We start from the raw sequence: 23,718 nt of genomic DNA, 5'->3' as shown, positions 1-23,718 counted from the left end.
GTGAACAGGTCATTCGCGGGTCATTCTCGGCCGCCCTGCGAGCTCAAGTGGGTCGAGCCGCCGGATCGCACCTCGATACGCTGTCCGTCTATCGCCGTCGACGAATCGCGGGCCAACCCGTTGTGGTGCAACATCGTTACGCGACCCTGCGTCCAGCCGAATACCATCATGGAGCCAACGATTCCGAGCGCGACGACGGCGCGCGCGAAGCCGGGGAGCAAGCCGTTGGCGGAGCGGAAGCGTTCCGAGAACGTCGGCTTCTCCACGCGAGCGATGCGTTCGGTACCGACGACCAGCGTGTCAAAGGTTGCTGGCGCGGACGGTGCGGGCTGCGGGGCGTCCGGCGGTACTGTGCCCGGGGCGGCATGGGCTGCGGCAACGATCGCCTCGGAGCGCAGCAGTTCGTCCAGCGTGGCGCGTCGCAGCGCGGACAGGCGGCCCGCCGCATGGTGAACCCAGCCGTCGACCACGCGCAGCCAGTCGTTGATGTTGCCGCGTACAGGGTCATTGAGGCCGAAGCGGCCCAATGCGGCAGACCAGCTTTCGATGCCGAGCGCAGCCAACACGGGCGCACCCGGCTCGACGTCTTCGGCCACCCGAAACACTTGAACCAACGCCCGCTGCAACGATTCGGCCGCGCGCAGGATATGTCCCACGCCTTTCTCGCTGATGGAGCCGCCCGCCGCTGCGCGTTGCCTCCAGAGCGACAGGTACGCCTGCGCATCGCGCACGTTGGCCTCGGTGTGCTCGGCATAGTGCAGCACGCTCAACAGGCCTTTGAGATAGTCGCGCCATTGCGGCCAAAGCGCACCGGCGGCGGCAAGATGGGCACTGCGCACTGTCTTCAGGACGGTCTGTAGAGCGGCACGGACAGCCGCGCGCTCCGCATCCAGCGCGGCGATCACGGCCGGCAGCTCGGCGCGCCGCACCACCCGATTCCGGTGGCGGATGATCCCGTCGGGGGCGTCGTACCGCCCGTCGCGCAGCGACGAGAGCAGGGCATGCTCGCGCTCCAGAGCGCGCAGCCGCTCCAGATCCTGACTGATGGTTGCCGGATACAGCATGTCGAGGTGCAGGGGGGCGGCCAACGTCACCGCTTCCGTCAGCGCGTCTGCCGAGCGCGCTTGTCGGGTCGCGGGAAACGCCAGGTAAATGCCCCGATACTGCGGCTTGAGGTGTTCCTGCGTGAACTGCTCGTCCAACTGCTTCAGAGAAACTTCCGGCTCGACCGCGGCGTGCTCGGTGTTTCCGGTCAGCTTGGCGGTCATCCGCTCACGCAGCTCCTCGGCATTGTCGAATAACGCCCATGCGCTGCGCTCGTCGGCCGGCGCGGCCAGATAGGTCCGTTTTGCGTTTTCCTCGCGCTCATGGTTTTGCGGGTGCGTGGCCCACATGCGGGGCGGCTGCGCGAGCTCCCGATTGAACACGCGAAAGGCAGCGGCCCCCTCGACCGGAACGCGCGGGCGTTGACCGTACGCCGGGTCGTTATAGATGCGATTGAGTCGGTCGGCCATAGCCTGATGCACGATGAACACATCGCGCGGCGGGCGCTGATTGCCGAGTTCGCTGCGCACGAAACCCAACGTCCGGTCCCAGGCATCGTCCGCGATTTGCAGCCGGTGCAGCGCGTGTACCAACGCGTTGCTGCCGGTCAGCGACACGGCCACGAGGTCGGCTTGCATTTCCATTTCACGCGACAGCGCACGCTGAGCGATGATCACCAGGCGGAACGTCGTGTCGACAATGGCTCGCAACGCCCACACGACGAGGCTGAGCAGCCAGCCGATCCAGGAGATGCGGACATCGAGATTCGACAGACGGCGCAGGAAGCGATCGAGCAGATCGCGCTTGGCGACGATATGGGCCGCGATCTGCTGGGCGGTATAGACCCAACGGCCCAGTGCCATCGAGCGCTGCGCAAAATGCCCGAACTCATGCGCGCACACCGCCTTGAATTCGCTCAGGTTGAGCAGGTTGACCAGCCCGAGCCCGATCTCCAGGTTCTTCTGCGAGGGCCGGATGAGGTTGAGCAGCGACAAGTCGTAGAACACGGCCGCGTTGACGCGGGCACTGACGAACACCTTATGCGGGCGGGGGGCACCGGCATCATCGGCAATCTGCTCGAGGAAGGCGATGAGGCGCGGCTGCTCTTTGCGCGTCAGCTCGACGCCATCGGCGTGCTCGCCTTTGCGGATGAAGAACAGCGCCTTGGCCAGGAAAGCCGCCAGGAACAGGCTGCCGCCGCAGGGGAGCCACTCCGGCAGACTCGCCGAAGCGCCATCCAACGCCAACCGCAACGCGCCCCTCAGGCCGGCAAAGGCAAACCAAGCGGTCAGCGCGAAATAAAGCACGATGAAGAGCAGCAGGCCGGTCACGGCCAACCATGCATTGCGCTGATATGAAGCGGCCGGGCGCGTCAATCCGGCCGGCACATCGCTCGGCCCGGGCGGGTATAGGGTCGTCATCTTTGTTTTCTCGTTGCAGACTTGGCGGCGAAGCGACGCCTGCCTCGCGCTGGATTATGACATCTGAATGTGAAAAGTAATCGATTCTGTCGAAGCCCGCGGATTAAGGGATCTGTCAATTTGCACCGTTGCAACAGCCGATTCACAGTCGATTGACAGCCGGGCTCGACGCGCTCCGCGTTGTATGTTGGAAACGCCGAATCCACAAAACGTCGCGAATTGAAGAAAGATGCGGCAGAATAGGCCGCCATTCCGTTTCGGACGAGCACGTGAAATATCAATGAAAGGCGCATGCCGGGCGCTGCGCACGACTGGGAGAATATATGTTCATTTTCTGGGGCCGAAAACTCGTCTATCGCAAGCACGGCTATGTGGCGGACTTTTGTCCAATCTGCCGGGAGCCGCGTGCGTTCAAATTGCAACGGGTCGGCTCAGCGGGCCACGTGTACAACATCTCCGTGGGCGAGGGCCGATTGGTGGGGTACCACCGGAGTTGCCTGACTTGCAGCACGCCGGTCGAAAGCGAACTGTCCACCTATGCCGGCGTGGCGAAGGCGCGCGCGGCGTTGCCCGAACTGATGGCCGAGACTTACCCGAACCTGGAATCGGCTTGGCGCGATCGGCTTGCGCTGGAAGAGCGGGTGCGCACTGCATTGCCTTCTCTGCAACCGGAAGAGCGCCGGGAATTGATTCGCGATCCATTCATTGCGCTGTCGACCAAGGTCGAGCGGTACTTCGCGTCGAGCCGTGTCAATTGGAGGGACATTCTGATGATACTGGTTGCGTTCGTCGTAATGATTATTGGATCGGTGACGGTCGGCATGATCGAGCCCGAAGATTCGAATTACGGCATTTACTTCTTCATGGCGCTCGGTCTCGCCATGGTGGTCTGGCAGATCAAATCAACGTCGCGGCGTTACATGGTGCGACAGATCGTGCCGGCGCTCGCCTCGGCGCTCGCACCGTTGAAGCCGACGCGGGAGGAAATTGACGCGACGCTCAGCGAACTGCATAAGGAGCAACTCCGACTTGCAAGCAAACTGCCCGCGAAGGCCTTGTTTTCGAGGCTGGGGGAGACTGGCAAATCTACTGCGTCATAAGCCATCCGGCGTTGGCGGCGCGCCGTGCCAGGCGGTATCGTCCCCGCATGCAAGACCCGACGGGGACGATCGAGGTTGATCAAAGAGCCAACAACGCTCGTACTTGAACGATAGCCGCCGCTTGTCCGAGGCGCGGATTCAGTGCTGCGGCGCACCTTCCCATGCCGGAAGTGTCGCACCGCGATAGACGGTCAGGATCGCCGACGCAACGTTGGGTTGCTGATAGCTATCCACCAGCGCCTTCACCCAGGGCGCCTTTGCATCTTTCGCATTGACCGCGATGAAATTTCTATAAGGATTGCGCTCGACCTTCTCCTGCGCGATGCGTTCCTGCGGAATCCGGATGCCGGCCTTGATCGCCCAGTCAGTATTGACGACGGCTGCGTCCACGTCGTCGATCGCGCGGCCGACGATGCCCGCGTCCAGTTCCTTGATCCGAATCTGCTTCGGATTGTCGGCGATATCGTGCGCCGTCGGCAGCAGGCCGACATCGGGCTTCAGCTTGATGAGTCCGTTCGCTTGCAGCAACAGCAGCGCGCGGCCTTCGTTGCTCGGGTCGTTCGGTACAGCGATCGTCGCGTTTTGCGGCAGCGCGGTGACCGATTGCACCTTGCGCGAGTAAAGGCCGATCGGTTGCACATAGGTGAAGCCGACGGGCACGATCTCATAGTGGCGTGCTGCAATCTGCGCGTCGAGGTAGGGCTTATGTTGGAACGAGTTGGCGTCGAGATCGTGTTGGGCGAGGGCTTCGTTCGGCTGCGTGTAATCGGAGAATGTCGTGAGCTTGACGGTGACTCCGTGCTTCGCGGCGTTGGCCGCGACCACTCGCCATACGTCCTCGTCTTCGCCCGACATGATGCCGACACGCACCGTTTGTCCATCGGCCAGCGCCGATTGCGCGCTCACGATGCCGCAAGTCAGGAGCAGGGACAGGAATGCGGCCTTGAGCGTCTTCGTTGTTTTCATACGCAAATGTGATCGAAGTGAAGGTCACGAGATCGTAAAAAGACGCGCGTTGCGGCGCAAACAATATCGAGCGCTTTTGTTATCGCGGATCAGCGCAAGCAACGAGTCACAGCACCGGCGACCGATACCATGATGCCGTCATGCCGTGATGGGGTCGCCCGCACGGCTCGCATATCGCTTATCGCTGCTTTAGAAATGAAAATTCGTTGTTTCTCCTTCGCGAGCGGGCAGCGCATCATCGCCTCTTGATGGCTATAGACGGCTTGCGGCGAATCAGCCGCGGAACGGAAAGGAGGCGCAATGGCAGCAGTGCTCGAAGAACGGCCGCTCCAAGCAGTGCTCGAGACAGCACGTGAATCGGCGGCGGCGGCAGGGTTGGGTCATGCCGGCGGCGTGGCCCCGCGCGACGCGTGGGCCTTGTTTTCCGAAGGCAGCGCGGTGTTAGTCGATGTGCGAACCGCTGAGGAGCGCAAATTTGTTGGCTATGTGCCGGGCAGCATACACGTGCCTTGGGCGACCGGAACGAGCCTCACGCGCAATCCGCGCTTCGTGCGCGAGCTCGAAGCGAAAGCCGGCAAGGACGCGGCCGTGCTGTTGCTCTGCCGCAGCGGCAATCGCTCGGCCCTGGCGGCCGAAGCCGCGGCGAAAGCAGGGTTTGTGCAGGCGTTCAACGTACTGGAAGGATTCGAAGGCGATCTCGATGACGCGCAGCATCGCGGCGGCAAAAGCGGCTGGCGTTTCCACGGGTTGCCTTGGGTGCAGGACTAGGAGGACTCCTAGACGATCATTGCAGCCCATAAGTATTGCGGGGCCGTCTCGCTCGGCACATTAGTAGCTCGACGGTCGGACGGCATTAGGCGTGAACTATCTCGGCCGCTCGCCGGCGATGAACAAATTGGAGTGAGGCGGTGGCCCTATTCGATATCGACGAAATCCTCGGATCGCTGCAGGCGGTCAGGCGGCGATGGCGCGACGAACAAAAGCGTGCGATTGAACCGGGCGGACGCGATTTGCCGTCGCGCGATGCCCTTGCGGAAGTGATCACAGCGCTCAAAGGCGTCTTGTTTCCGATGCGGCTCGGGCCGACCGATCTGCGTCAGGACAGCGAGAATTTCTACGTCGCGCATGCGCTCGACGCCGCGTTGCATGCATTGCTCGCGCAGGTGAGACTGGAGCTGCTCTATGTTGCGCGACGGGAGACGGGGGATGGTGGAGCCGCGCCTCAAGGGGATTTCCTTCGGGTCGTCCCACACGGGGACTCCCTTTCGGTCGTCCCACACGGGGACTCCCTTTCGGTCGTCGACGCTCGCGCCATTAAAGCAGTACAAGCCTTCGCGCAGCGACTCCCCCAGATTCGCGCGCTCCTCGATACCGATGTGATAGCCGCCTATCACGGCGATCCGGCGGCGGGCAGCGTCGACGAAGTCCTGCTTTGCTACCCGGGCGTGCTCGCCATGATCCATCACCGGCTCGCGCACGAGCTGTACCGGCTCGGCCTGCCGTTGCTCGCACGGATCGTCGCGGAGCTTGCGCATGCGGAGACGGGCATCGACATTCACCCGGGCGCGCGGATCGGCGCAGGCTTCTTCATCGATCACGGCACAGGCGTCGTAATCGGCGAGACGGCGATCATCGGCGAGCGCGTGCGTCTTTACCAGGCGGTGACGCTCGGAGCAAAGCGTTTTCCCCGCGACGCCGACGGTCACCTCGAAAAGGGGCTCGCGCGTCATCCCATCGTCGAAGACGATGTGGTCGTCTATGCGGGCGCGACGATACTCGGCCGCGTCACGATCGGCCGCGGCGCGACGATCGGCGGCAACGTGTGGATCACGCACGACGTCGCGCCCGGCAGTCACGTCACGCAGGCCAGCCTGCGCAATGAGTCTGCCCGTTCGTCTGAGATCGCCGTGGGACTGACGATAGGAGCGCATGGATGACTGCGCTCGTCCGCAATTTCGGCGCGGCCGTGCGCGCACTTCGCGAAGCACATGGGTGGTCGCAGGAGGAACTCGCCGAGCACGCCGGGCTGAATCGCTCTTACGTCGGCGAAATCGAGCGGGGGATGGCGATTGCCTCCATCGTGACCGTCGACAAGCTCGCACGTGCGTTCGGTGTCTCGATGGCGACGCTCTTGCCCGCGCCAAGCGTCGAGAGTCTGCCCGTCCACGATCACAGTTAAAGCCTGGCGCTCCGTGTTCGAATCGACGTATCCCAGCATGCGTGCATGCGGGGCCGTCACGCGTTGCCGGTTCGGCCGGACGGTGACGGCTATAGCATGTTGAGCGGTTCGTTCGGGCTCCTGATAATTCTCAGCCGTTATAAGCATTCCCGTTTTTCTTCTATCGACCTGGAGCTTACCGAATGTCGACGATAGTGAGCGGCCCGACCGCGCTCGGCGATAACGCAGCACGGCAACTTGCCAATGCCACGAAGACCGTACCTCAGCTTTCGACGATCACGCCGCGCTGGTTGACTCATTTGCTTCAATGGGTACCGGTCGAGGCGGGCATCTACCGCTTGAACCAGGTGAAGAACCCGGAGGCCGTGCGGGCCGCGTGCACGGCTCGCGAAGACGAGGGCACGCTGCCGACGACCTTCGTCCCCTACGAAGAAAACCCGCGCGAGTACTTCCTCAATGCGGTGAGCACCGTGCTCGACGTGCATACGCGCGTGTCGGATCTCTATAGCAGCCCGCATGACCAGATCAAGGAGCAACTGCGCCTGACGATCGAAACGATCAAGGAATTGCAGGAAAGCCAGCTGATCAACAACCCCGACTACGGCTTGCTCGCGAATGTTGCTGACGACCAGCGCATTTTCCCGCTGACGGGCGCGCCGACGCCCGACGATCTGGATGAGCTGCTGACGAAGGTCTGGAAAGAACCGGCATTCTTCCTCACGCACCCGCTTGCGATCGCCGCATTCGGCCGCGAATGTACGCGCCGTGGCGTGCCGCCGCCGACGGTCAATTTGTTCGGCTCGCAGTTCATCACGTGGCGCGGCATCCCGCTGATCCCGTCGGACAAAGTACCCGTCGCCGACGGCAAGACGAAGATTCTGCTGCTGCGCGTCGGCGACAAGCGCCAGGGCGTGGTGGGCCTTTATCAGCCGGGCGTCGCGGGCGAGCAGGGCCCGGGACTGTCGGTGCGCTTCATGGGCATCAACAACCAGGCGATCGCGTCGTATCTGATCTCGCTCTATTGCTCGCTTGCGGTTCATTCGCCCGATGCGCTCGCGGTGCTCGAAGATGTGGAAATCGGCAAGTACCATGAATACCCCGACACCTACCGCTAACGGACGCACGGGCGCTGCGCTGCCCGACATTCCCGCCGCTTCCGTGCCGGCGGGGCTGCCCGACGCGGATACGCTCACGCGTCTCGCGAACGCGTTCTTTTCGACGCTGCCGGGCGCGGCCGCGCCGCATGATGGTGCTTCCGCCGTCGGCGGGCTGCCGTCCGCGTGGCCTGCCGCAGCGCCCGTTCTTCCCGCGATGTCGAACGCGGCGCCGGCCGGCTCGCCGCTCGCAGGGCCGGGCGGCACAGGCACGGGCGTGCCCGGCGCATCGCTGCCGGCGGGCCGCGTGCCGGGCGGAAATCTGCTGCCCGCCGCGCCGACGCACGTGCTGACGCTTGGCAATCGCGCACCCGCGCTTGCACCGCATGCGGCAGCGCAGAACGGCTTGCCCGACAACATGGTGACGATTGCTCCCGCGCTGGAGCCGCGTGTCGGTGGGGCGGCGCTGGGCGTGCCGCCCTTGAACGCGCACGTACCGTCGTCCGCGGCTGCGGCGAAGGGGGCGAAGTCGATCACATCGCCGATTGCGGCGCGCGACACGTCTGCAGGACAACCGTCGCCGTACTATTTTGTCGGCACGCCGGAACAGGGATGGCAACGTCCCGCTCAGGACGTGGCGGTGCCCGCAGATGCAGGCGCAACCCCGCAGTCGTTCGGATTGCCGGGAGAAGACGACCTGCGCTCGATGCTTTCGATTCACCGTTTTTCGACGAGCGCCGAGCCGTATCGTCATGAGCAGAGCGCCGCGCCGTACTTCCTCGACAATGCCCACGCTACGCGCGATCCGCGTGGCGCAGGTCCGGCGATGCCTGTTGCTCGTCCCCCGTTCGATGTCAACGCGATTCGCCGGGATTTCCCGATCCTGCAAGAGCGGGTGAACGGCAAGCAGCTCGTATGGTTCGACAACGCGGCAACGACGCAAAAGCCACAAGCCGTGATCGATCGCCTCGCATATTTCTATGCGCATGAGAACTCGAACATCCATCGCGCCGCGCATGCACTCGCGGGTCGCGCGACGGATGCCTACGAGAATGCTCGATCCATTGCGCAGCGTTTCATCGGCGCCGCGTCGCCGGACGAGATCGTCTTCGTGCGTGGCGCGACGGAGGCGATCAATCTGATCGCGAAGACGTGGGGCGCAAGCAACGTCGGTGAAGGCGACGAGATTATCGTGTCGCATCTCGAGCATCACGCGAACATCGTACCGTGGCAGCAGCTCGCCGCGCAAACGGGCGCGAAGCTGCGCGTGATTCCCGTCGACGATTCAGGCCAAGTGCTGCTCGACGAATACCGCAAGCTGCTTTCAGCCCGGACGAAAATCGTTTCGGTTACGCAGGTGTCGAATGCGCTCGGGACGGTCGTGCCGGTAGGCGAGATCGTCGAGCTCGCGCACCGTGCGGGCGCAAAGGCACTGGTCGACGGCGCGCAGTCCGTATCGCACATGCGCGTGGACGTGCAGGCGCTTGATGCTGATTTCTTCGTGTTTTCGGGCCATAAGATCTTTGGGCCGACGGGTATCGGCGTGGTGTACGGCAAGCGTGCCATTCTCGACGACATGCCGCCTTGGCAGGGCGGCGGCAACATGATCGCGGACGTGACGTTCGAGCGGACGGTGTTTCAGCCGCCGCCGAATCGCTTCGAGGCGGGCACGGGCAATATCGCCGATGCCGTCGGCTTGGGTGCCGCGCTCGAGTATGTCGAGCGGATCGGCATTGAGAACATCGCGCGCTACGAGCACGATTTGCTCGCTTATGCGACGAGCAGGCTCGTTCCGGTGCCGGGTGTCCGGCTCATCGGCACGGCACGCGACAAGGCGAGTGTGCTTTCGTTCGTGTTGAAGGGTTACGAGACGGAAGAGGTTGGCCGGGCGCTGAACGAAGAGGGCATTGCGGTGCGCTCGGGGCATCATTGCGCACAGCCGATTTTGCGGCGTTTCGGGCTCGAAGCCACGGTGCGACCTTCACTCGCGTTTTACAACACGTGCGATGAAGTCGACGCGATGGTGTCGGTCATCCGGCGGTTGTCCGCACGCAGCGGTTGACGAGGGCGGACGTCGCGCGGGCGCGTGTGCCCTGGCACTGGAAGGACCTCGTGCGCACGTGCACGCGCTCGTCGGCGCGAAAAGCATATGAGAAAACGTTGCTTCGTGCGATGCGGCGCGTTGGCTAGCATGCGCCATTCGCTGCCATCCGGGGCGGTACGACATCGATGCGGAAGACTATACTTCGGGAAGCCCGCGAGTCGTCGAGCTTCGGTAGCGGCCGTCATGCACTAATCTCATCTCGTACCATGCTTATGACGCATCGATTCTATCGGTTCTCTACGCGAATCGAGCGCGCGTTTGCGCGCCCATCCCGATTTGCTTTGACGCTTGGCGTACTCGTGGCGCAGGCAATCAGCCTATTGCTGCAACCTTCGACGGCTTTGGCGGCGCCTTCGGGAACGCTGGTGGTGTGCACCGAAGGCAGTCCCGCCGGCTTCGATCCCGGCCAGCACACGACGAGCACCGATTTCGACGCGAGCACCTACACGGTGTATAACGAGTTGGTGCAATTCAAACGCGGTACGCTCGATCTCGAGCCGGCACTCGCCACGAGTTGGGACGTTTCGGCCGATGCGCGAGCCTATACGTTTCATCTGCGAAAGGGCGTCAAGTTCCAGACGACCGCGTGGTTCCGTCCGACCCGCGAATTCGATGCCGACGACGTGCTCTTCACATTCAATCGCATGCTTCATGCGGACGATCCGTTCCGTAAGAGTTATCCCGCCAGTTTTCCGTATTTCACCGACCTGGGCTTCGACAAGAACATCGACGCAATCGACAAAGTCGACGACTACACGGTGCGCTTCCGGCTGAAACAGCCCGACGTCATCTTCGTGCGCAATCTGGCGATGAGTTTTGCGTCGATTCTCTCGGCCGAATACGCCGCGAAGCTGAGCGCGACGCATCGGGAGGCCGATATCAACCAGCTGCCGGTCGGTACAGGGCCGTTCGTATTCCGCTCTTATCAAAAGGATGCACTGATCCGCTATGACGGAAACCCCGATTACTGGCGCCCGGAGGACGTCAAGCTCGCGCACCTGGTGTTTTCGATCACGCCTGATCCGGCCGCGCGTATCCAGAAGCTCGCAGGCGGCGAATGCCAGGTTTCTGTGTTCCCGCGTCCCGGCGATCTCGAAACGGTCAAGCGCAATCCCTCGCTCACACTGATCTCGCGCATCGGGTTCAACGTGGGCTTCGTTGCCTACAACACGCAACACTCGCCGCTCGATCGGCTCGACGTTCGGCGCGCGCTGGACATGGCCATCGACAAGCAAGCGATCATTCAAGCGGTGTTCTCGGGCAATGCGAGGCTCGCGACAAATCCGATGCCGCCCGCGCAGTGGTCCTACGACGATCAACTGAAAGATGCGCCGCGCGATATTGCCAAAGCGAAGGCGTTGCTGGCGCAGGCCGGATTCCCGAACGGCTTCGATTTGTCCTTGTGGGCCATGCCCGTTCAACGCCCATACAACCCGAACGCTCAGCTCATGGCGCAATTGATCCAGCAGGACTGGGCGAAGATCGGCGTGCGCGCGAAGATCGTCAGCTACGAATGGGGTGAGTACAATCGGCGCGCGAAGCAAGGCGGCGAGCACGACGCGATCCTCTACGGATGGTCGGGGGACAACGGCGACCCGGACAACTGGCTCGGTACTTTGCTTGGTTGCGATGCGGTGCATGGCAGCAACGTGTCGAAGTGGTGCGACAAGTCGTTCGATGCGCTGATCGACAAGGCGCGGGCGACACCAAACGTCGATGAGCGCACCGCGCTGTATCGGCAGGCGCAGGTCATCTTCAAAGAGCAGGTGCCCTATACGCCCATCGCCCATTCGATCGTCTCGTTGCCTGTGTCGAAGCGGGTGAATGGGATGTTGCTTTCGCCGTTGGGTAGTCACCGGTTCGACGGCGTTTCGCTGAATTGATCGGTCGGCACGCTCGATAACCCGCTGCATGACGCAGCGGGCTGATTTGGATTCCATCTTTTCTTCGTTGTGCGGCGTGCCAATGCGAGGTAGCGTGGCGTTCGACCCTTGGTTCGGGAGAAACGACATGTCATCGTGCAGCACCCGGTGGCCCCCGCGAGTTGTCATCGTGCCGGGCCTGCATGGCAGCGAGGATGCGCATTGGCAAACATGGCTCGCGCGGCAGTTCGCCCGGCCGATCCGTATCGTGCAGAGCGACTGGGATGATGCCGATCTGCAAGCGTGGTCGGCGTCGATACGGCGACAGCTCTCGTCCGAACGGGGCCCCTTCGTGCTGGCGGCGCACAGCTTCGGATGCCTCGCCGCTGCGCACGCAATCGGGCAGGGGCTGCCGGACGTGGCCGGCGCCCTGCTCGTTGCACCGGCGAGCCCGACCCGCTTTGGCGTCGAGAACGAGCTGTACCGCTGGCGTCTGAACGTCGGGTCGATCGTCGTGGGCAGTGAGAACGATCCCTGGATGCCGGCCGATGGTGCGCGGGCGCTTGCGCGCGCCTGGGGCGCGGCGTTCATCAACCTCGGGCCGGCCGGACACATCAACGTGGCATCCGGCTTTGGCGCCTGGCCTCGCGCGAAATACTTCGTCGATACGCTCATTCACTGGGCAGCGCCGCACTTCATCGAGCGCGAGGACCCGCGCCGTGTGGAGGAGGCGGATGTGCGCGAAGCGCCGACGAATCTTTTGCCAATCGGGATGGGGTAAACTCGGCGCCTAACGACGACGAGGGATGCCGGTTGCTTCGCCCGGGCGAGCTGCCCATGCTTCCTTCGTGGAACGCAAACGCATGGTCCCTTTACATAGCCTTGCCTCCTTTTTGCTCGCGGTGCTCCTCGTGCTCGCGATGCCAGGCCCGACGAACACGCTGCTCGCGACGGCGGGCTTGGAGCATGGCTTTCGCCGATCGGCCGGGCTCACGATAGCCGAATGCGGCGGGTATGTGATTGCGATCTCCATTTGGGGGTTGTTCTTGCTCGAGCTCGCACACAAACTGCCCTGGCTTCCATGGGCGATACGCTTAGCGAGCGCCGTCTATATCGGCTATCTCGCCATTCGCATGTGGAGCGCGACGCTCGACCTGGCAGGCGGACATTCGAGAACCGTGGGCATGCGAACACTCTTCGTTGCAACGCTACTGAATCCGAAAGCGGTTCTCTTCGGCGGAACGCTCTTTCCTGCGGAAGCGTTCGCCAGCGCCGCTGGCTATACCGAAGTCATGGGAGTCTTCATCGCCTTGCTGTTTCCAATTGGCTTGCTGTGGGTGGCATTCGGCGCGCAATTGAGAAAGGGGCGACTTGCATGGCTGGAGCCGGCGTACCTCCTTCGAGGTGCGTCTATCGTTCTTGCGGCGTTTGCCGTCACAGTGGCTTGGACGGCAGTTCGCTAGCTGCTTCGCCCACGCGCCATTCCTGTTTCTTTCCCGTTGTCCGCTCCGTTGAGCACGAACGTCAAGTCGGCTCGGAGTGCGCGGGAGTGCGCTCTACATGCCGCGCTGGCCGGAGATGCAGTCCCGCAACGTTCGCCGCTGCATGCCTTGCGCGTCGAAATTCGCTTCATCGAGCCATTCCTCGAAGCCTGCACGCAGCGGGGGCCATTCGCTATCGATGATCGAGAACCATGCCGTATCGCGGTTGCGTCCTTTGTAGACGACAGCCTGGCGGAAGATGCCTTCGAACGTGAAGCCGAAGCGCGCCGCGGCGCTGCGCGATGGGGCGTTCAGCGCATCGCACTTCCATTCGAAGCGCCGGTAGCCGAGTTCGTCGAACGCGCGCCGCATGAGCAGAAAGATCGCTTCGGTTGCCATGGGCGTCTTCTGCAGGCGCCGCGAAAACACGATGAAGCCGACTTCGATCACGCCATTGGCCTTGTCGATACGCATCAGCGCGAGCGTGCCGACGGCCTTGCCTGTCGATAGGTCAATGACGGCGTAATGCAGCGGGTCGGGCGATGCGGCGAGGGCAGTGAGACAGTCGAGGTACGCTTGCCGGCTTTCGAATGGTCCTACCGACAGATAGGTCCAATCGCGCGCATCGGGCGCGGCGCGATAAGCCTCGTACAGATCGTCCACGTGCCGCTCGACGTTCACCCGCTCGAGTCGGCAATACCGTCCCGTTATCGGCTGATCGCCCGGTGCCCTGGCTGATTGCCAGTTCGGCATCGGTTCGCCGACCGCCTGCCCGTATTCGTTGACACGCTGCTCCACGTCGCTCTCCCGTTGACTGCTCAATCATGTTCGTTAAGAAGACAAGATAAGGGAAACGCGGTTGGTCAGTAAGAGCCACGGTAAATCGATTCGGTGGGACCAGCGTCCGATAGCTCGAGTTGGCGCTTATGCCACATACCCGTAAACGGTGCCGAGGGCCTTCACGCCCGCCGGCGCAATTTGTGCGTAATCGAGACGTTTGCTCATTTCATTCTCTTTGCTTAAAGGGTTGCGTCAGGTTGCGATCGTTCGTATCGACGACAAATACGGCAAGCAGCTTGGCGGGCTCGGTGGCGCTGGCGTTCCGGCTCACACGGTGCACCGCTCCTGGCTGCTCGTAGAAACGCTCGCCTGCGTGCAACACGCGCTTGGGTCCATCGTCCACCTGCGTTTCTGTCATTGAGCGCCACATCGGCCGATAATCCCTGACGTCGGGTCGAGAGCGGCTTTACCGGCCCATGCGACGAATTCACTGAGGCCGCTGCCCGAGCGCATGCAAGAATGCGCGCCGCGTGCATTTTCGTAAAAACCGCCGCAGGTCGCGCCGCTCCTGCCCGCGCTCGCGCAGCATGGGCCACGGACGGCGGGCTAGCTCAACGCCGTCTCCTACGTTTCTTCCGTTTCGGCGGGGGAAGCGCACCCGACCAAAAGGTCGCTATTTGGCGCTTCGCCTCAGCGGTAGCCCGGCCGCGAACCGACCCGAGCAGCGCGTTCGCGCCGCTTAGCCACATGCTCAAGAACGGATTCTTCTTTGTCCAAGGGTTTTTCATGCGATCACTCAGACGCCATATCCGGACGCACGCATCAACTGCCGCGACAGCTCGCTGTCCGGGCCTTCAGCGTCGAACTGCGCGCGAAGTCTCTCATCTTCCCTGCGGGTGATGCCGCGCTGCATGGCGACAATAAGCGCAAAAAGGGCCACGAAAAACATAGTTGTAAGCATCCCATTGCTCCTGGTAAGTCAGACCGGACATATGCCCGTCGCCGGTCGAGCGCGATCGCATCGCAAGCACCGGTCTTCGTGCTCTATCCCACTGAGGCGCATAGCCCGGGCCTGGACGTGTTCAACGGCAGCTTGGCGAAGTCGGGCGGCAGGACATGCGAGCCGCCGATTCGAACCGCCCGCCAACGGTTCTACGGTAGGCCAGTCACGCGCTGCACCATCGCGTAGAGCACCGACATCTGCAAGCCGCTCTTGAGTGCATAGTTCGGGTCGTATTGATTTGAGTAGCCCCACCAGTCGAAGCACGCGTTCGGGTTCGTCGGCCCCGGCGCTGACGACGGCATCGTGTCGGGATAGACGACCACCAGTTTATTGGTGTCGGCCCATTCATCGATGCCGGCCTCGGTGACCCAGCGGTTGCCGATAAGCGATGCCTCCTGCAGACAGCCGTGGAGGGCGAGCACGAATCCGCAAGTGTCCCCTTGCGCACAGGCTTTCGGAACGAACACGCTCCCCGTCGAGCTCATCGAAACGTTTTGCGATGCTCCGAACTCAGTTTGATCGAATGTGGACAACGTCCCGGAAAGCTTGCCGTCGTTGCGCGGTTTCAACGAGCCGAGGAACATCGTCAACCACGTCTTCACGGAATCGTAGACGGCCCCGTTCACCGAACAGCGAATCATGTAGGGGCTCCCGAGCGTGCCGCATGAAAGTTCGCCGTCAGGCGATTCCCAGCCATGCTCGGCGGGAAACGTATTATCGAAGCGAACGTTGGCCCCGTAATGCTGGTACTCCGAGTTGAGGTCGGCCATCTCGAGCGGATTGACGACTTCGTCTTGCGTGCCAGACCAGAGATAGACGGGCTGCCCGCGCAGATTCGTCGATGGGTCAATGGTGCCGAGGGACGATTGCGTGTCCAGATACGCCTCGGATTCCGTGAGCGTGCTGTTGTACGACGCCTGATTCGACGGAAGCGTCAAACCGCCGCAGTTTGCCAACGCTGTCGCGGCTCCGCCCGCGCCGGCACACCAGTACACCCCGCCAGCGTAAATCGCGGCCCCTTTGAAAGTCGAAGAGTGGGCAACGTGCATCTGCACTGCCGCGAAACCGCCAGACGAAATGCCGGCAACGAAGACCTTCGCCGGGTCGATCTGGTAGCGCTGAAGTTTTATGACCTTGGCTGCAGCACGTGCGGATGCGCCGACATCCATGCTGGGCGAATCCCCACCACCCCCGCACCCAGCGAGGGCGATCGCCAATACCATTGCGGACGCTAACCGTAGGCCTACCGCCATCGTTTTCATTGTCGTCTCCTCTTCGCGCGCAACAAGACTGGCAACTTCGTCGCTCCGCCCGTCGAACTACTGGCCGTTTCAGCCTTCCGCCTGAGGCTTCCTGATCGAAGCTATCGGCAGTAGCTGATCGATGATTGCGGCGTGCGATATGTAGCAAGAATCGCTCCTTTGGCGCGAGGCCTTCTGCTACCTCAGTCTGCCTGGCAGCGATCGATAGTCGCTGCCAGGCAATCTCAGGAGTACTGATCAAAACTGCTAATCTACGCGGCTGACGACGCAAATATTCGGAGCGCGCCTGACAGGCGTGCTCGGTCCCTCATTGACCAGGATGGATTCACCCGACAGACGACGATGAGCACTCCCGCATCCTCTTTTGCGCCCGACCATTCCCTCGATATGGTCATTTTCGGCGGCGCCGGCGACTTGTCGGCGCGCAAGCTTCTTCCGGCGCTCTACATGGCGCATCTGCACGGCAGTCTGCCTGCCGACACGCGCATTGTTGCCGTCAGCCGCAGCGACTGGACGCGCGAGCGGTACCTGAAGTTCATCGAGGACCGTTCGCGTCCGTTTGTCGACACTCACGCGCTGGATCCACGGACTTGGGAAAGCTTCCTCGCCCGTTTCGATTACGCCTGTGTCGACATCGGCGTCGCGGCCGACTACGAGCGTCTCGTCGCGGCGACGCGCCGCGACGCGTTGCGTGTGTTCTATCTTGCGACCGCATCGAGCCTGTTCGAAACGGTCTGCGACAACCTCGCCGCCTATGGGCTCGTCGACGAGCGTGCGCGCGTTGTGCTCGAGAAGCCGCTCGGGCACGACCTGGCGTCCGCGAAGGCGATCAACGCGGCGGTCGGGCGTCACTTCTCGGAAGACCGGATCTATCGAATCGACCATTATCTCGGCAAGGAGACGGTGCAGAACCTGATGGTCTTGCGCTTCGGCAACTCGATCTTCGGGCCCCTATGGCAGGCGCCGCATATCAAGAGCGTGCAGATCACTGTCGCGGAGTCCGTCGGTGTCGGGAGCAGGGCGGGGTTCTACGACGGAACGGGCGCGATGCGAGACATGGTCCAGAACCACCTGCTGCAACTGCTCTGCATCGTCGCCATGGAGCCGCCGGTATCGCTCGATCCGGATGCTGTCCGCGACGAAAAGCTGAAAGTGCTGCGCTCGCTGCGGCCGATGACGGCCGAGACGATTGCCCGCGATACGGTGCGCGGCCAGTATGCCGCCGGCGCCGTGGACGGCGAGACGGTCAAGGGGTATCAGGACGAGGCGGGCGTACCGGCGGGCAGTAGGACGGAAACCTTCGTCGCATTGCGAGCACAAATCGACAACTGGCGCTGGGCTAACGTTCCATTCTTTCTGAGAACCGGGAAGCGCATGCGGGAGCGACGCTCCGAGATCGTCATCGATTTCGCCGACATGCCGTTTTCGATCATTCCGCGCGGCCCATACGGCCACGCGAACCGCCTCGTGATTCAGATCCAGCCGGAAGAATCGATCCAATTACAGATGCTCGCGAAGGAGCCGGGCAGCGGCATGCACGTCCTGCCCGTGAGCCTGAATCTCGACCTTCAGCAGGCGATGACCGGGCGCAGGCCCGAAGCGTACGAGCGCCTGCTGATCGACGTGATCCGGGGACGACTGACGCATTTCATGCGGTGCGACGAACTCGAAGCAGCCTGGAGCTGGGCCGAGCCGATCCTCAACGAGTGGAAATCACTCGGCGACAAGCCGCGCAGCTATTTCGCCGGCACTTACGGGCCAGCGGCATCGTCGGCGTTGGTTGCACGCGAGAACATCGCATGGGCCGAGGATGTTTGAGCGTCGCCGAGGCGGGTCGCGAAGCGGCGTGAGCCGGCAGGCCTCAGCCTCCTGTCGCAAAACCGGGGTACAACGCCATTCCGCCATCGACGAAGAGCGTTGTGCCGACCACGTAATCCGCCGCATCCGACGCCAACCAAGCCGCTGCCTCGGCCACATCATCGGGTTCTCCGATTCGGTTGTAGGGAATGAGCTGCAACAGCCGGTCGGCCGCATCCTGCTGTTCCCACGCTGATCGATTGATATGCGTTTTGATGGCGCCCGGCGCGATCGCGTTGACGCGAATGCGTTGGGGCGCGACTTCCTGTGCGATGCTCTTCGTCAGCTGCATGATGCCGCCCTTGCTTGCGGCATAGTTGGCGTGGCCAGCCCACGGTATCAACTCGTGAACCGAGCTGATAAAAATGAGCTTTCCCGCGGCGCGCGAAACTGAAGGATCGACGCGCTGACGAGAGAAATATCGGACGGCTTCGCGGGCGGCCAGGAAATAGCCCGTCAGGTTCACATCGATTACCGTGCGCCATTGATCGAGCGTCATGTCGGCGAGGGCCGCATCGCGTTGGATTCCGGCATTTGCCACGACGATGTCGAGCCGGCCAAAGCGGGCGGCACACTGCTCGAATAGCTGCCGCACCTCTGATTCGTCGGCGACATTGGCGCGTACGGCGAAGGCCTGGCCGCCCTCGGCCACAATCGAGCGTACGACGTCATTGGCCCGATCCGGACCGCTGTAAAAGTTGACGCAGACCGAGGCCCCGCATTGCGCCAGCTTCCGCGCGATGGCGGCGCCGATCCCTGAACTCGAGCCCGTCACGAGCGCCGCCTGCCCCTTCAAGGTCGTGTTGCTTTCGCCCATTTTTCGCCTCGCTTGCTGAACACGGCGTGTAGCCGACGTGGACTATCAGCTTTGTTCGCAACCTATGGGCCAGGGTGCGGTACCACGTCACAGGCGTACAGGTACCCGCTGCGGCCCCTGCCGCACAGGATTTCATCGAGAAGCAGAAGAACGCTGATCAAGCGCTGTAACCGCAGCAGGCTTCGAAACGAACTTACGGTGTGACCGCGCGAGCGCACTGCGACCCAGAGCGATGCCGGTACACGAGGTGAAGGACTATCCACTAGTGTTTGGCCGGCTCGCTCTAGGAACTGGTGCCGCGTTTCGGTGAAACGCCGCGGCCGGTGCCGCTCGTCGGGACGGCACAGGAGACTGATCATGAAAGCTTCGATTCATTTGAGCTCGCACGCAGTTCCGGTGCTTCGCGCCATGATTTCATTGCTTGCCGTTGGCGCATTCGCCGTACCGGTAGCGGCGCAGCAGCAGACGACCGTCACGCGCGCGCAGGTGCGGGCCGAGGTGGCCGAGCTCATCGGGGCCGGCTACAACCCGTCGGACCGGAATCATTATCCCGACAATCTGCAGGTGGCCCAGCGGCGAGTCCAGGCGCAACGCGGCGAAAGCGGACAATCCGTTACTGAGGGCGCACCTGTCGCCGATATCTCGGGCGCGGCGATGACCAATGAGGCGGTCGGTGGCGCGAGGAGCGGGACATCCATGTCGGGAGGCCCGCAATCCGACGTAATCTCGTCGACCTGCCACGGATTCCCTGTGTGCACGTCCGGTTTCATTGGGAGATAGCGCAATTTGTCGGGCTCCAGTTCCGCTGAGATCAGACCCATCGACAGCATGGCAATAGCCATGGCGGGAGGGTTACACTCGGGTGCAGGATTCACTTCTTTCGAATTGCACTCGATTGCACCGACCGACGCGCGCGTTGGCGCGTCGGTTCGGGTCCTGGGAGTTCCAGCTGATGAGGCCCGGTTTCCAACGTCCGGTCGCGGCCCTGTACTGCCTGATCGCCGTGCTGGTCGCTCTGCTTTCGGGCTGCAGCTTCACGCGCGTCGGACCGCCGGCGCCGATCGTGGAAGAATCCGTGATGCTGCAGCCCGAGGTGGCGGCGAGCGCGCCGCCTCCGGCCGAACCGGTCGAAGGGGCAAGCACGACCGAGGAAGCGAAAGCGCCCGCGCCAAAGAAGCCGAAGCACGTCATTTTCCATCCACGCAAGCCAGAGGAGGTGGCGCCGCCGGCCCCGCCACCTTCACCGCCGCCGCCGCCACCGGCGCCTGTACCTAAGCCGCTCATTACGACACGGCTCATTGACCGCGCCAGCACGCGGGCGCTCCTCGGCACCGAAGTGCAAAAGCCCGACGGCAAGGTAGTCGGTCGAGCCGTCGACATGGTGGCCGACGCAAGCGGCAATCCAGTCCAGATCGTGGTGAACTTGCAGGGCTTTCTCGGTGTCGGCGATCGCAAGGCGAGCTTTCCATGGTCTGCGATTCGCGTGAATCCGGCCGCCAAGACCGCGCCCATCACGATCAACCCCGTGCCGGACCACCCGAACCCCGCCCCCACGCCGGCCGAGCTGCCCATAATCGACGCGATAGTGCAGCGCCCGAACGGTTCGGAGGTTGGCCGCGTGGTCGACGTGTTCATCGACGCTGCCGCGCACCCGCAAGCGGTGGTGCTGGATGTCAGCAGCGGGATAGCGCCGCGCCATATGATCGCCGTCAACTGGTCGGCGCTGCATTTCGTCACGAAGGAAAAGGCGCTGCATGCGCAAACCGACATGAATGAAGCGCAGGTCAACGCCTCGCCGCCGTACGCGGCCGATAAGCCCGTGCAGGCGGTATCGCCGTTCATCGCCGCCGCACCGCAACCGCCGCCGTCCCCTGCATCGCCCGCGTCGTTTGCCGGCGCCAGCGAGAAGGCGGCGGCCGTTGCCAGTAGTCCGAAATGATAGGGGCAGTGTTGGGGCGCTTCTCAGACCGTGACGATCAACATCGATCCGAAAGCGAACAATCACCCCTTGAGCACTTGGGACAAGGACGCGCAGCAGTGGACGCCCGCGAGCGGCGGATCAACCGTGTACGTCGGCGATTCGTCTAGAAACCTCGCGACCGCTGGGACTATCACTCAATAGCAGCCGTGCCGGCCCATCGCGGGGAAGGCCGGCCGCTATCCACGCGCGACCGCCGGCAACGGCTGAAGGCGAGCACAAACCGCGTCGCATCGCGATGCGGCTTTGCTCGCGTACCGGGGCCTCAGCGTCTGACCAATCCCATGATCAGCGTGACGACGAAGATGATGACGAAGATGAAGAACAGGACTTTGGCAATGCTCGCCGCGCCGGCGGCGATTCCGCCAAAGCCGAATACCGCGGCAACGATGGCGATGATGAAAAATATCAGAGCGTAGTACAGCATGATGCTTCCTCCGTTCCGGTCCCATTCGATCGGGCGTACTTGGTAGTGAGCAAACGCTGTTCCCCGCGTCGATTTGGCCATTTCGGAACCCGTGCAGCGCTGGCATAATGGCGTTGATGCAGCGCACATAATCGGGGTCGCATTTTATTTTCCCTCCGTTTTATCAGACCTTAATGGTGGTCCGAAGGTCTAGAAGTTCTGGAAGTTCTCGTAATGAAACCGGCAACAAATTCGTGGTGGTCACGCATCGGCAGATACGTGACGTTCGGCGTGATCGCGGCGGTGCTCGCGGCAGCGCTGGTATGGTTCCATTGGCAACAGCACGAGCGCTACATTCAAGGCAGTCCTTCCTTGACGGGAATGGCGAATGAAATGCGAAACGATTCGTCGGCTTGGACGCGCGACGAAAAAGACGCGTCGACGGTGTTGCGCGATATTCAGGGGCACGATGTCGCTGCAATCGGCGCGGGCCGGAACGCGATTCTCGTTTCGACGACAGACGGCCGAAAGTATTTCGTCGCGGACCAAAACGCCGCCTTCGCGAGCGCCTTGATGCCCACGATCATGAAAGCGGCGAGCGACTCGTCGTTTCAACTGATCTTGCTGCCGGATGTCGACGTCGATATCGGCGCGGTGCGCTGGTCCGATGTCATCGACAGGACACGCGACGCATTGACGCTTATCTTTCCGGTTCTCATGATGGCCGGTCTTGTATGGTTCATGCGCCGCGAGATGAAAGGCGGTGCGAGCCTGCTTCAGCAATCGCCCGAATTGAGCTTCGACGACGTGATCGGCGCGGGCGAAGCCAAAGCCGCCCTCGCCGACGTGAAGGCTTGGCTGACCGATCCGATGCAGTTCACCGGCATGGGGGTGCGCGCGCCCGGCGGCGTGCTGATGACGGGTGCTCCGGGTGTCGGCAAGACGCGCCTCGCACAGGCACTTGCCGGCGAATGCGGGGCGAGCTTCATCGCCATCACCGGAAGCTACTTCAGCGCGAAGTACTACGGCGTCGGTATCCAGAAAGTCAAGCACCTGTTCCAGCTCGCCCGCAAGAACGCGCCGACCGTCATCTTCATCGACGAAGCCGATGGTCTCGGCAAGCGCACCGATGCCGGCGCGGGTCCCGTCGAAGCAGAGAGCAATCGCATCATCAATCAGTTGCTTGCGGAGATGGACGGCTTCGAATCGAACGCGGGCGTGATCGTGGTCGCCGCGACGAACCACCCGGACAATCTCGACGAAGCGCTGCGCCGGCCGGGCCGTTTCGATCGCACGGTGCAGGTTCGCCTGCCCGACCTCCACGATCGCGTGCACATCCTACGCTTTTACGCTACCAAGCTGAAGTCGAAGGCGGATGATCTCGATTTCGAGCAGCTCGCCCGGCTGACGACGGGCTTGTCGCCCGCGGCGCTCTCGACGATCGTCAATCAGGCGGGCCTGATTGCGCGTAAATGCGGTGACGACAAAGTGAGCTCGACGCATTTCATCGAGGCGATCAAGATTGCGCGCATCGGCGATGTGAACGGAGCTGAACGCGCGCTGTCGGACGAAGAGCGTACGCGTATCGCGGTCCACGAAGCGGGCCATGGCCTCGTGGCTGCATTGCTCGGCACGGGCGTGCTCGAGGAGATTACGATCATGCCGAGAGGCGGCGCACTCGGCGTGGCGCTGGTGACCAAGCGCCAGGACAAGCACCTCTACCGCGAGACGGAAATGCGCAACGAGATCCAGGTGCTGCTCGGCGGGCGTAACGCGGAATTGCTCGTTCTCTCGGAGGCGTCGAGCGGTGCCGCGCAGGATCTGCAGGAGGCATCGCGGATCAGCCTCGACATGGTTTCAAAGTTCGGATTCAACGTCGACGGCAATCTGTTCAGCCTCGCGGCGCTCCCGCAGCAATATGCCGGTTTGCAACTGAAGAATGCGATTCAACACGCCAATACCCTGCTGAAGGAATTGAACGACGAGTGCTACTCGCTGCTTCGCGCGAATGAACCGGTGCTTCGTGCGATTGCGGACCGGTTGCTCGAATGGGAGACTGTGGCAGGGGAAACCGTCTATTCCCTGATCGAAGACCATGCGGCAGCCGTGAAGGGAACGGAGCGGGTGTTGACGGCGTAGCGCTGGTTCGTAGTCAATGTGGGTTAGCGATGATCAGCAGACGCCTCAAGCAACGCGCTCACTTCTAACGCAGCTAAGCGAAGACAGCCAGCGCGGTCATCACGGTAACGGCCCCGCCGATGCGTGTCGCGATCTGCGCGAACTGCATCAACTCCATTCGGGGCGGCTGTCAAGATCGCGACATTTGCCTTACGCAGTTCGCTCGGTTGTCTGATTGCGTAGCGA

20 protein-coding genes and 4 pseudogenes are annotated in these 23,718 nt (G+C 62.6%); 14 read left to right on the top strand and 10 right to left on the bottom strand.

Translation table 11 applies throughout. The annotated features are described in order from the left end of the window. Window positions 1-20: 20 nt before the first annotated feature. The gene (locus B0G57_RS00425; protein ID WP_018438577.1) at window positions 21-2,465 is read right to left on the bottom strand and encodes a M48 family metallopeptidase; all 2,445 of its coding nucleotides are present in this window, start codon (window positions 2,463-2,465) and stop codon (window positions 21-23) included. A gap of 323 nt (window positions 2,466-2,788) precedes the next feature. Between B0G57_RS00425 and B0G57_RS00420 the strand changes: the two genes are divergently transcribed. After that, window positions 2,789-3,565, top strand: a complete 777-nt coding sequence (locus B0G57_RS00420; protein ID WP_018438576.1) for a hypothetical protein — start codon at window positions 2,789-2,791, stop codon at window positions 3,563-3,565. A gap of 138 nt (window positions 3,566-3,703) precedes the next feature. Here B0G57_RS00420 and B0G57_RS00415 read toward each other — a convergent pair whose 3' ends face one another. After that, a complete protein-coding gene (locus tag B0G57_RS00415) occupies window positions 3,704-4,531 on the bottom strand; it encodes a MetQ/NlpA family ABC transporter substrate-binding protein (protein WP_018438575.1) in 828 nt (275 codons plus the stop codon). Between the two features lie 300 nt (window positions 4,532-4,831). On the opposite strand from B0G57_RS00415, the gene B0G57_RS00410 reads away from it, so the two are divergent. The 8 genes from B0G57_RS00410 to B0G57_RS00375 all read left to right on the top strand — a co-directional run bounded on the left by B0G57_RS00410 (window position 4,832) and on the right by B0G57_RS00375 (window position 13,233). Further along, window positions 4,832-5,299, top strand: coding sequence for a rhodanese-like domain-containing protein (locus B0G57_RS00410; protein ID WP_102606761.1), 468 nt, complete (start codon window positions 4,832-4,834; stop codon window positions 5,297-5,299). Between the two features lie 140 nt (window positions 5,300-5,439). Continuing rightward, the gene (gene epsC, locus B0G57_RS00405; RefSeq protein ID WP_018438573.1) at window positions 5,440-6,468 is read left to right on the top strand and encodes a serine O-acetyltransferase EpsC; all 1,029 of its coding nucleotides are present in this window, start codon (window positions 5,440-5,442) and stop codon (window positions 6,466-6,468) included. Further along, window positions 6,465-6,710 (top strand): helix-turn-helix domain-containing protein, encoded by a 246-nt coding sequence (locus B0G57_RS00400; RefSeq protein ID WP_018438572.1) that lies wholly within the window; start codon window positions 6,465-6,467, stop codon window positions 6,708-6,710. The genes epsC and B0G57_RS00400 overlap by 4 nt, the downstream gene beginning before the upstream one ends. A 182-nt stretch (window positions 6,711-6,892) precedes the next feature. Beyond that, a complete protein-coding gene (locus tag B0G57_RS00395) occupies window positions 6,893-7,825 on the top strand; it encodes a family 2A encapsulin nanocompartment shell protein (RefSeq protein WP_018438571.1) in 933 nt (310 codons plus the stop codon). Further along, window positions 7,800-9,866 carry a family 2A encapsulin nanocompartment cargo protein cysteine desulfurase gene (locus tag B0G57_RS00390; RefSeq protein ID WP_018438570.1) on the top strand — a complete coding sequence of 689 codons (2,067 nt, stop codon included), beginning with the start codon at window positions 7,800-7,802 and terminating at the stop codon, window positions 9,864-9,866. The genes B0G57_RS00395 and B0G57_RS00390 overlap by 26 nt, the downstream gene beginning before the upstream one ends. Window positions 9,867-10,120: 254 nt before the next feature. Continuing rightward, window positions 10,121-11,791 (top strand): ABC transporter substrate-binding protein, encoded by a 1,671-nt coding sequence (locus B0G57_RS00385; protein ID WP_051089942.1) that lies wholly within the window; start codon window positions 10,121-10,123, stop codon window positions 11,789-11,791. A gap of 127 nt (window positions 11,792-11,918) precedes the next feature. Further along, complete coding sequence (locus B0G57_RS00380; RefSeq protein WP_020565960.1) at window positions 11,919-12,551, top strand: RBBP9/YdeN family alpha/beta hydrolase; 633 nt, start codon at window positions 11,919-11,921, stop codon at window positions 12,549-12,551. A gap of 82 nt (window positions 12,552-12,633) precedes the next feature. Beyond that, window positions 12,634-13,233: a LysE family translocator gene (locus B0G57_RS00375; protein ID WP_026229279.1), complete on the top strand. Its 600-nt coding sequence runs from the start codon at window positions 12,634-12,636 to the stop codon at window positions 13,231-13,233. A gap of 93 nt (window positions 13,234-13,326) precedes the next feature. Here the strand turns inward: B0G57_RS00375 and B0G57_RS00370 are convergent, their stop codons facing one another. From B0G57_RS00370 to B0G57_RS00355, 5 genes and pseudogenes are all read right to left on the bottom strand, one after another. After that, window positions 13,327-14,049, bottom strand: coding sequence for a GNAT family N-acetyltransferase (locus B0G57_RS00370; protein WP_018438566.1), 723 nt, complete (start codon window positions 14,047-14,049; stop codon window positions 13,327-13,329). A 132-nt stretch (window positions 14,050-14,181) separates the two neighbouring features. Next, window positions 14,182-14,256: pseudogene (locus tag B0G57_RS00365) on the bottom strand (carboxymuconolactone decarboxylase family protein); the annotation flags it as partial. Between the two features lies 1 nt (window position 14,257). After that, a pseudogene (locus tag B0G57_RS00360) lies at window positions 14,258-14,443 on the bottom strand (cupin domain-containing protein); the annotation flags it as partial. Between the two features lie 384 nt (window positions 14,444-14,827). After that, window positions 14,828-14,980: a hypothetical protein gene (locus tag B0G57_RS31230; protein ID WP_018438564.1), complete on the bottom strand. Its 153-nt coding sequence runs from the start codon at window positions 14,978-14,980 to the stop codon at window positions 14,828-14,830. 203 nt (window positions 14,981-15,183) lie between these two features. Continuing rightward, window positions 15,184-16,203: an extracellular catalytic domain type 2 short-chain-length polyhydroxyalkanoate depolymerase gene (locus tag B0G57_RS00355; protein WP_018438563.1), complete on the bottom strand. Its 1,020-nt coding sequence runs from the start codon at window positions 16,201-16,203 to the stop codon at window positions 15,184-15,186. Window positions 16,204-16,638: 435 nt separating this feature from the next. Between B0G57_RS00355 and zwf the strand changes: the two genes are divergently transcribed. After that, on the top strand, window positions 16,639-18,114 hold the full coding sequence (gene zwf / locus B0G57_RS00350) for a glucose-6-phosphate dehydrogenase (RefSeq protein WP_026229277.1): 1,476 nt from the start codon (window positions 16,639-16,641) through the stop codon (window positions 18,112-18,114). Window positions 18,115-18,157: 43 nt separating this feature from the next. On the opposite strand, the gene B0G57_RS00345 is transcribed toward zwf, so the two are convergent. Then, complete coding sequence (locus tag B0G57_RS00345) at window positions 18,158-18,970, bottom strand: glucose 1-dehydrogenase (RefSeq protein WP_018438561.1); 813 nt, start codon at window positions 18,968-18,970, stop codon at window positions 18,158-18,160. Between the two features lie 357 nt (window positions 18,971-19,327). Here B0G57_RS00345 and B0G57_RS00340 point away from each other — a divergent pair, with 357 nt between their 5' ends. The 3 genes and pseudogenes from B0G57_RS00340 to B0G57_RS00330 all read left to right on the top strand — a co-directional run. Then, entirely contained in the window at window positions 19,328-19,750 is a 423-nt protein-coding gene (locus B0G57_RS00340; RefSeq protein WP_020565958.1) for a DUF4148 domain-containing protein, read from the top strand. A gap of 172 nt (window positions 19,751-19,922) precedes the next feature. Continuing rightward, a complete protein-coding gene (locus B0G57_RS00335) occupies window positions 19,923-20,909 on the top strand; it encodes a PRC-barrel domain-containing protein (RefSeq protein WP_026229276.1) in 987 nt (328 codons plus the stop codon). A 27-nt stretch (window positions 20,910-20,936) separates the two neighbouring features. Continuing rightward, window positions 20,937-21,092: pseudogene (locus tag B0G57_RS00330) on the top strand (hypothetical protein); the annotation flags it as partial. Window positions 21,093-21,213: 121 nt separating this feature from the next. Here the strand turns inward: B0G57_RS00330 and B0G57_RS00325 are convergent. Next, window positions 21,214-21,375 (bottom strand): DUF1328 family protein, encoded by a 162-nt coding sequence (locus B0G57_RS00325; protein ID WP_020565957.1) that lies wholly within the window; start codon window positions 21,373-21,375, stop codon window positions 21,214-21,216. 213 nt (window positions 21,376-21,588) lie between these two features. Between B0G57_RS00325 and B0G57_RS00320 the strand changes: the two genes are divergently transcribed. Beyond that, window positions 21,589-23,493 (top strand): AAA family ATPase, encoded by a 1,905-nt coding sequence (locus B0G57_RS00320; RefSeq protein ID WP_020565956.1) that lies wholly within the window; start codon window positions 21,589-21,591, stop codon window positions 23,491-23,493. A 73-nt stretch (window positions 23,494-23,566) separates the two neighbouring features. Here the strand turns inward: B0G57_RS00320 and B0G57_RS30725 are convergent. Then, window positions 23,567-23,678, bottom strand: a pseudogene (locus B0G57_RS30725) (2-hydroxycarboxylate transporter family protein); the annotation flags it as partial. Window positions 23,679-23,718: the final 40 nt, after the last annotated feature.

Origin of the sequence: Trinickia symbiotica (genome assembly GCF_002934455.1) — a bacterium.
GTDB lineage: Bacteria > Pseudomonadota > Gammaproteobacteria > Burkholderiales > Burkholderiaceae > Trinickia > Trinickia symbiotica.
The sequence above is the reverse complement of the archived record's forward strand: the minus strand, read 5'-3'. Positions and strand labels throughout refer to the sequence as shown.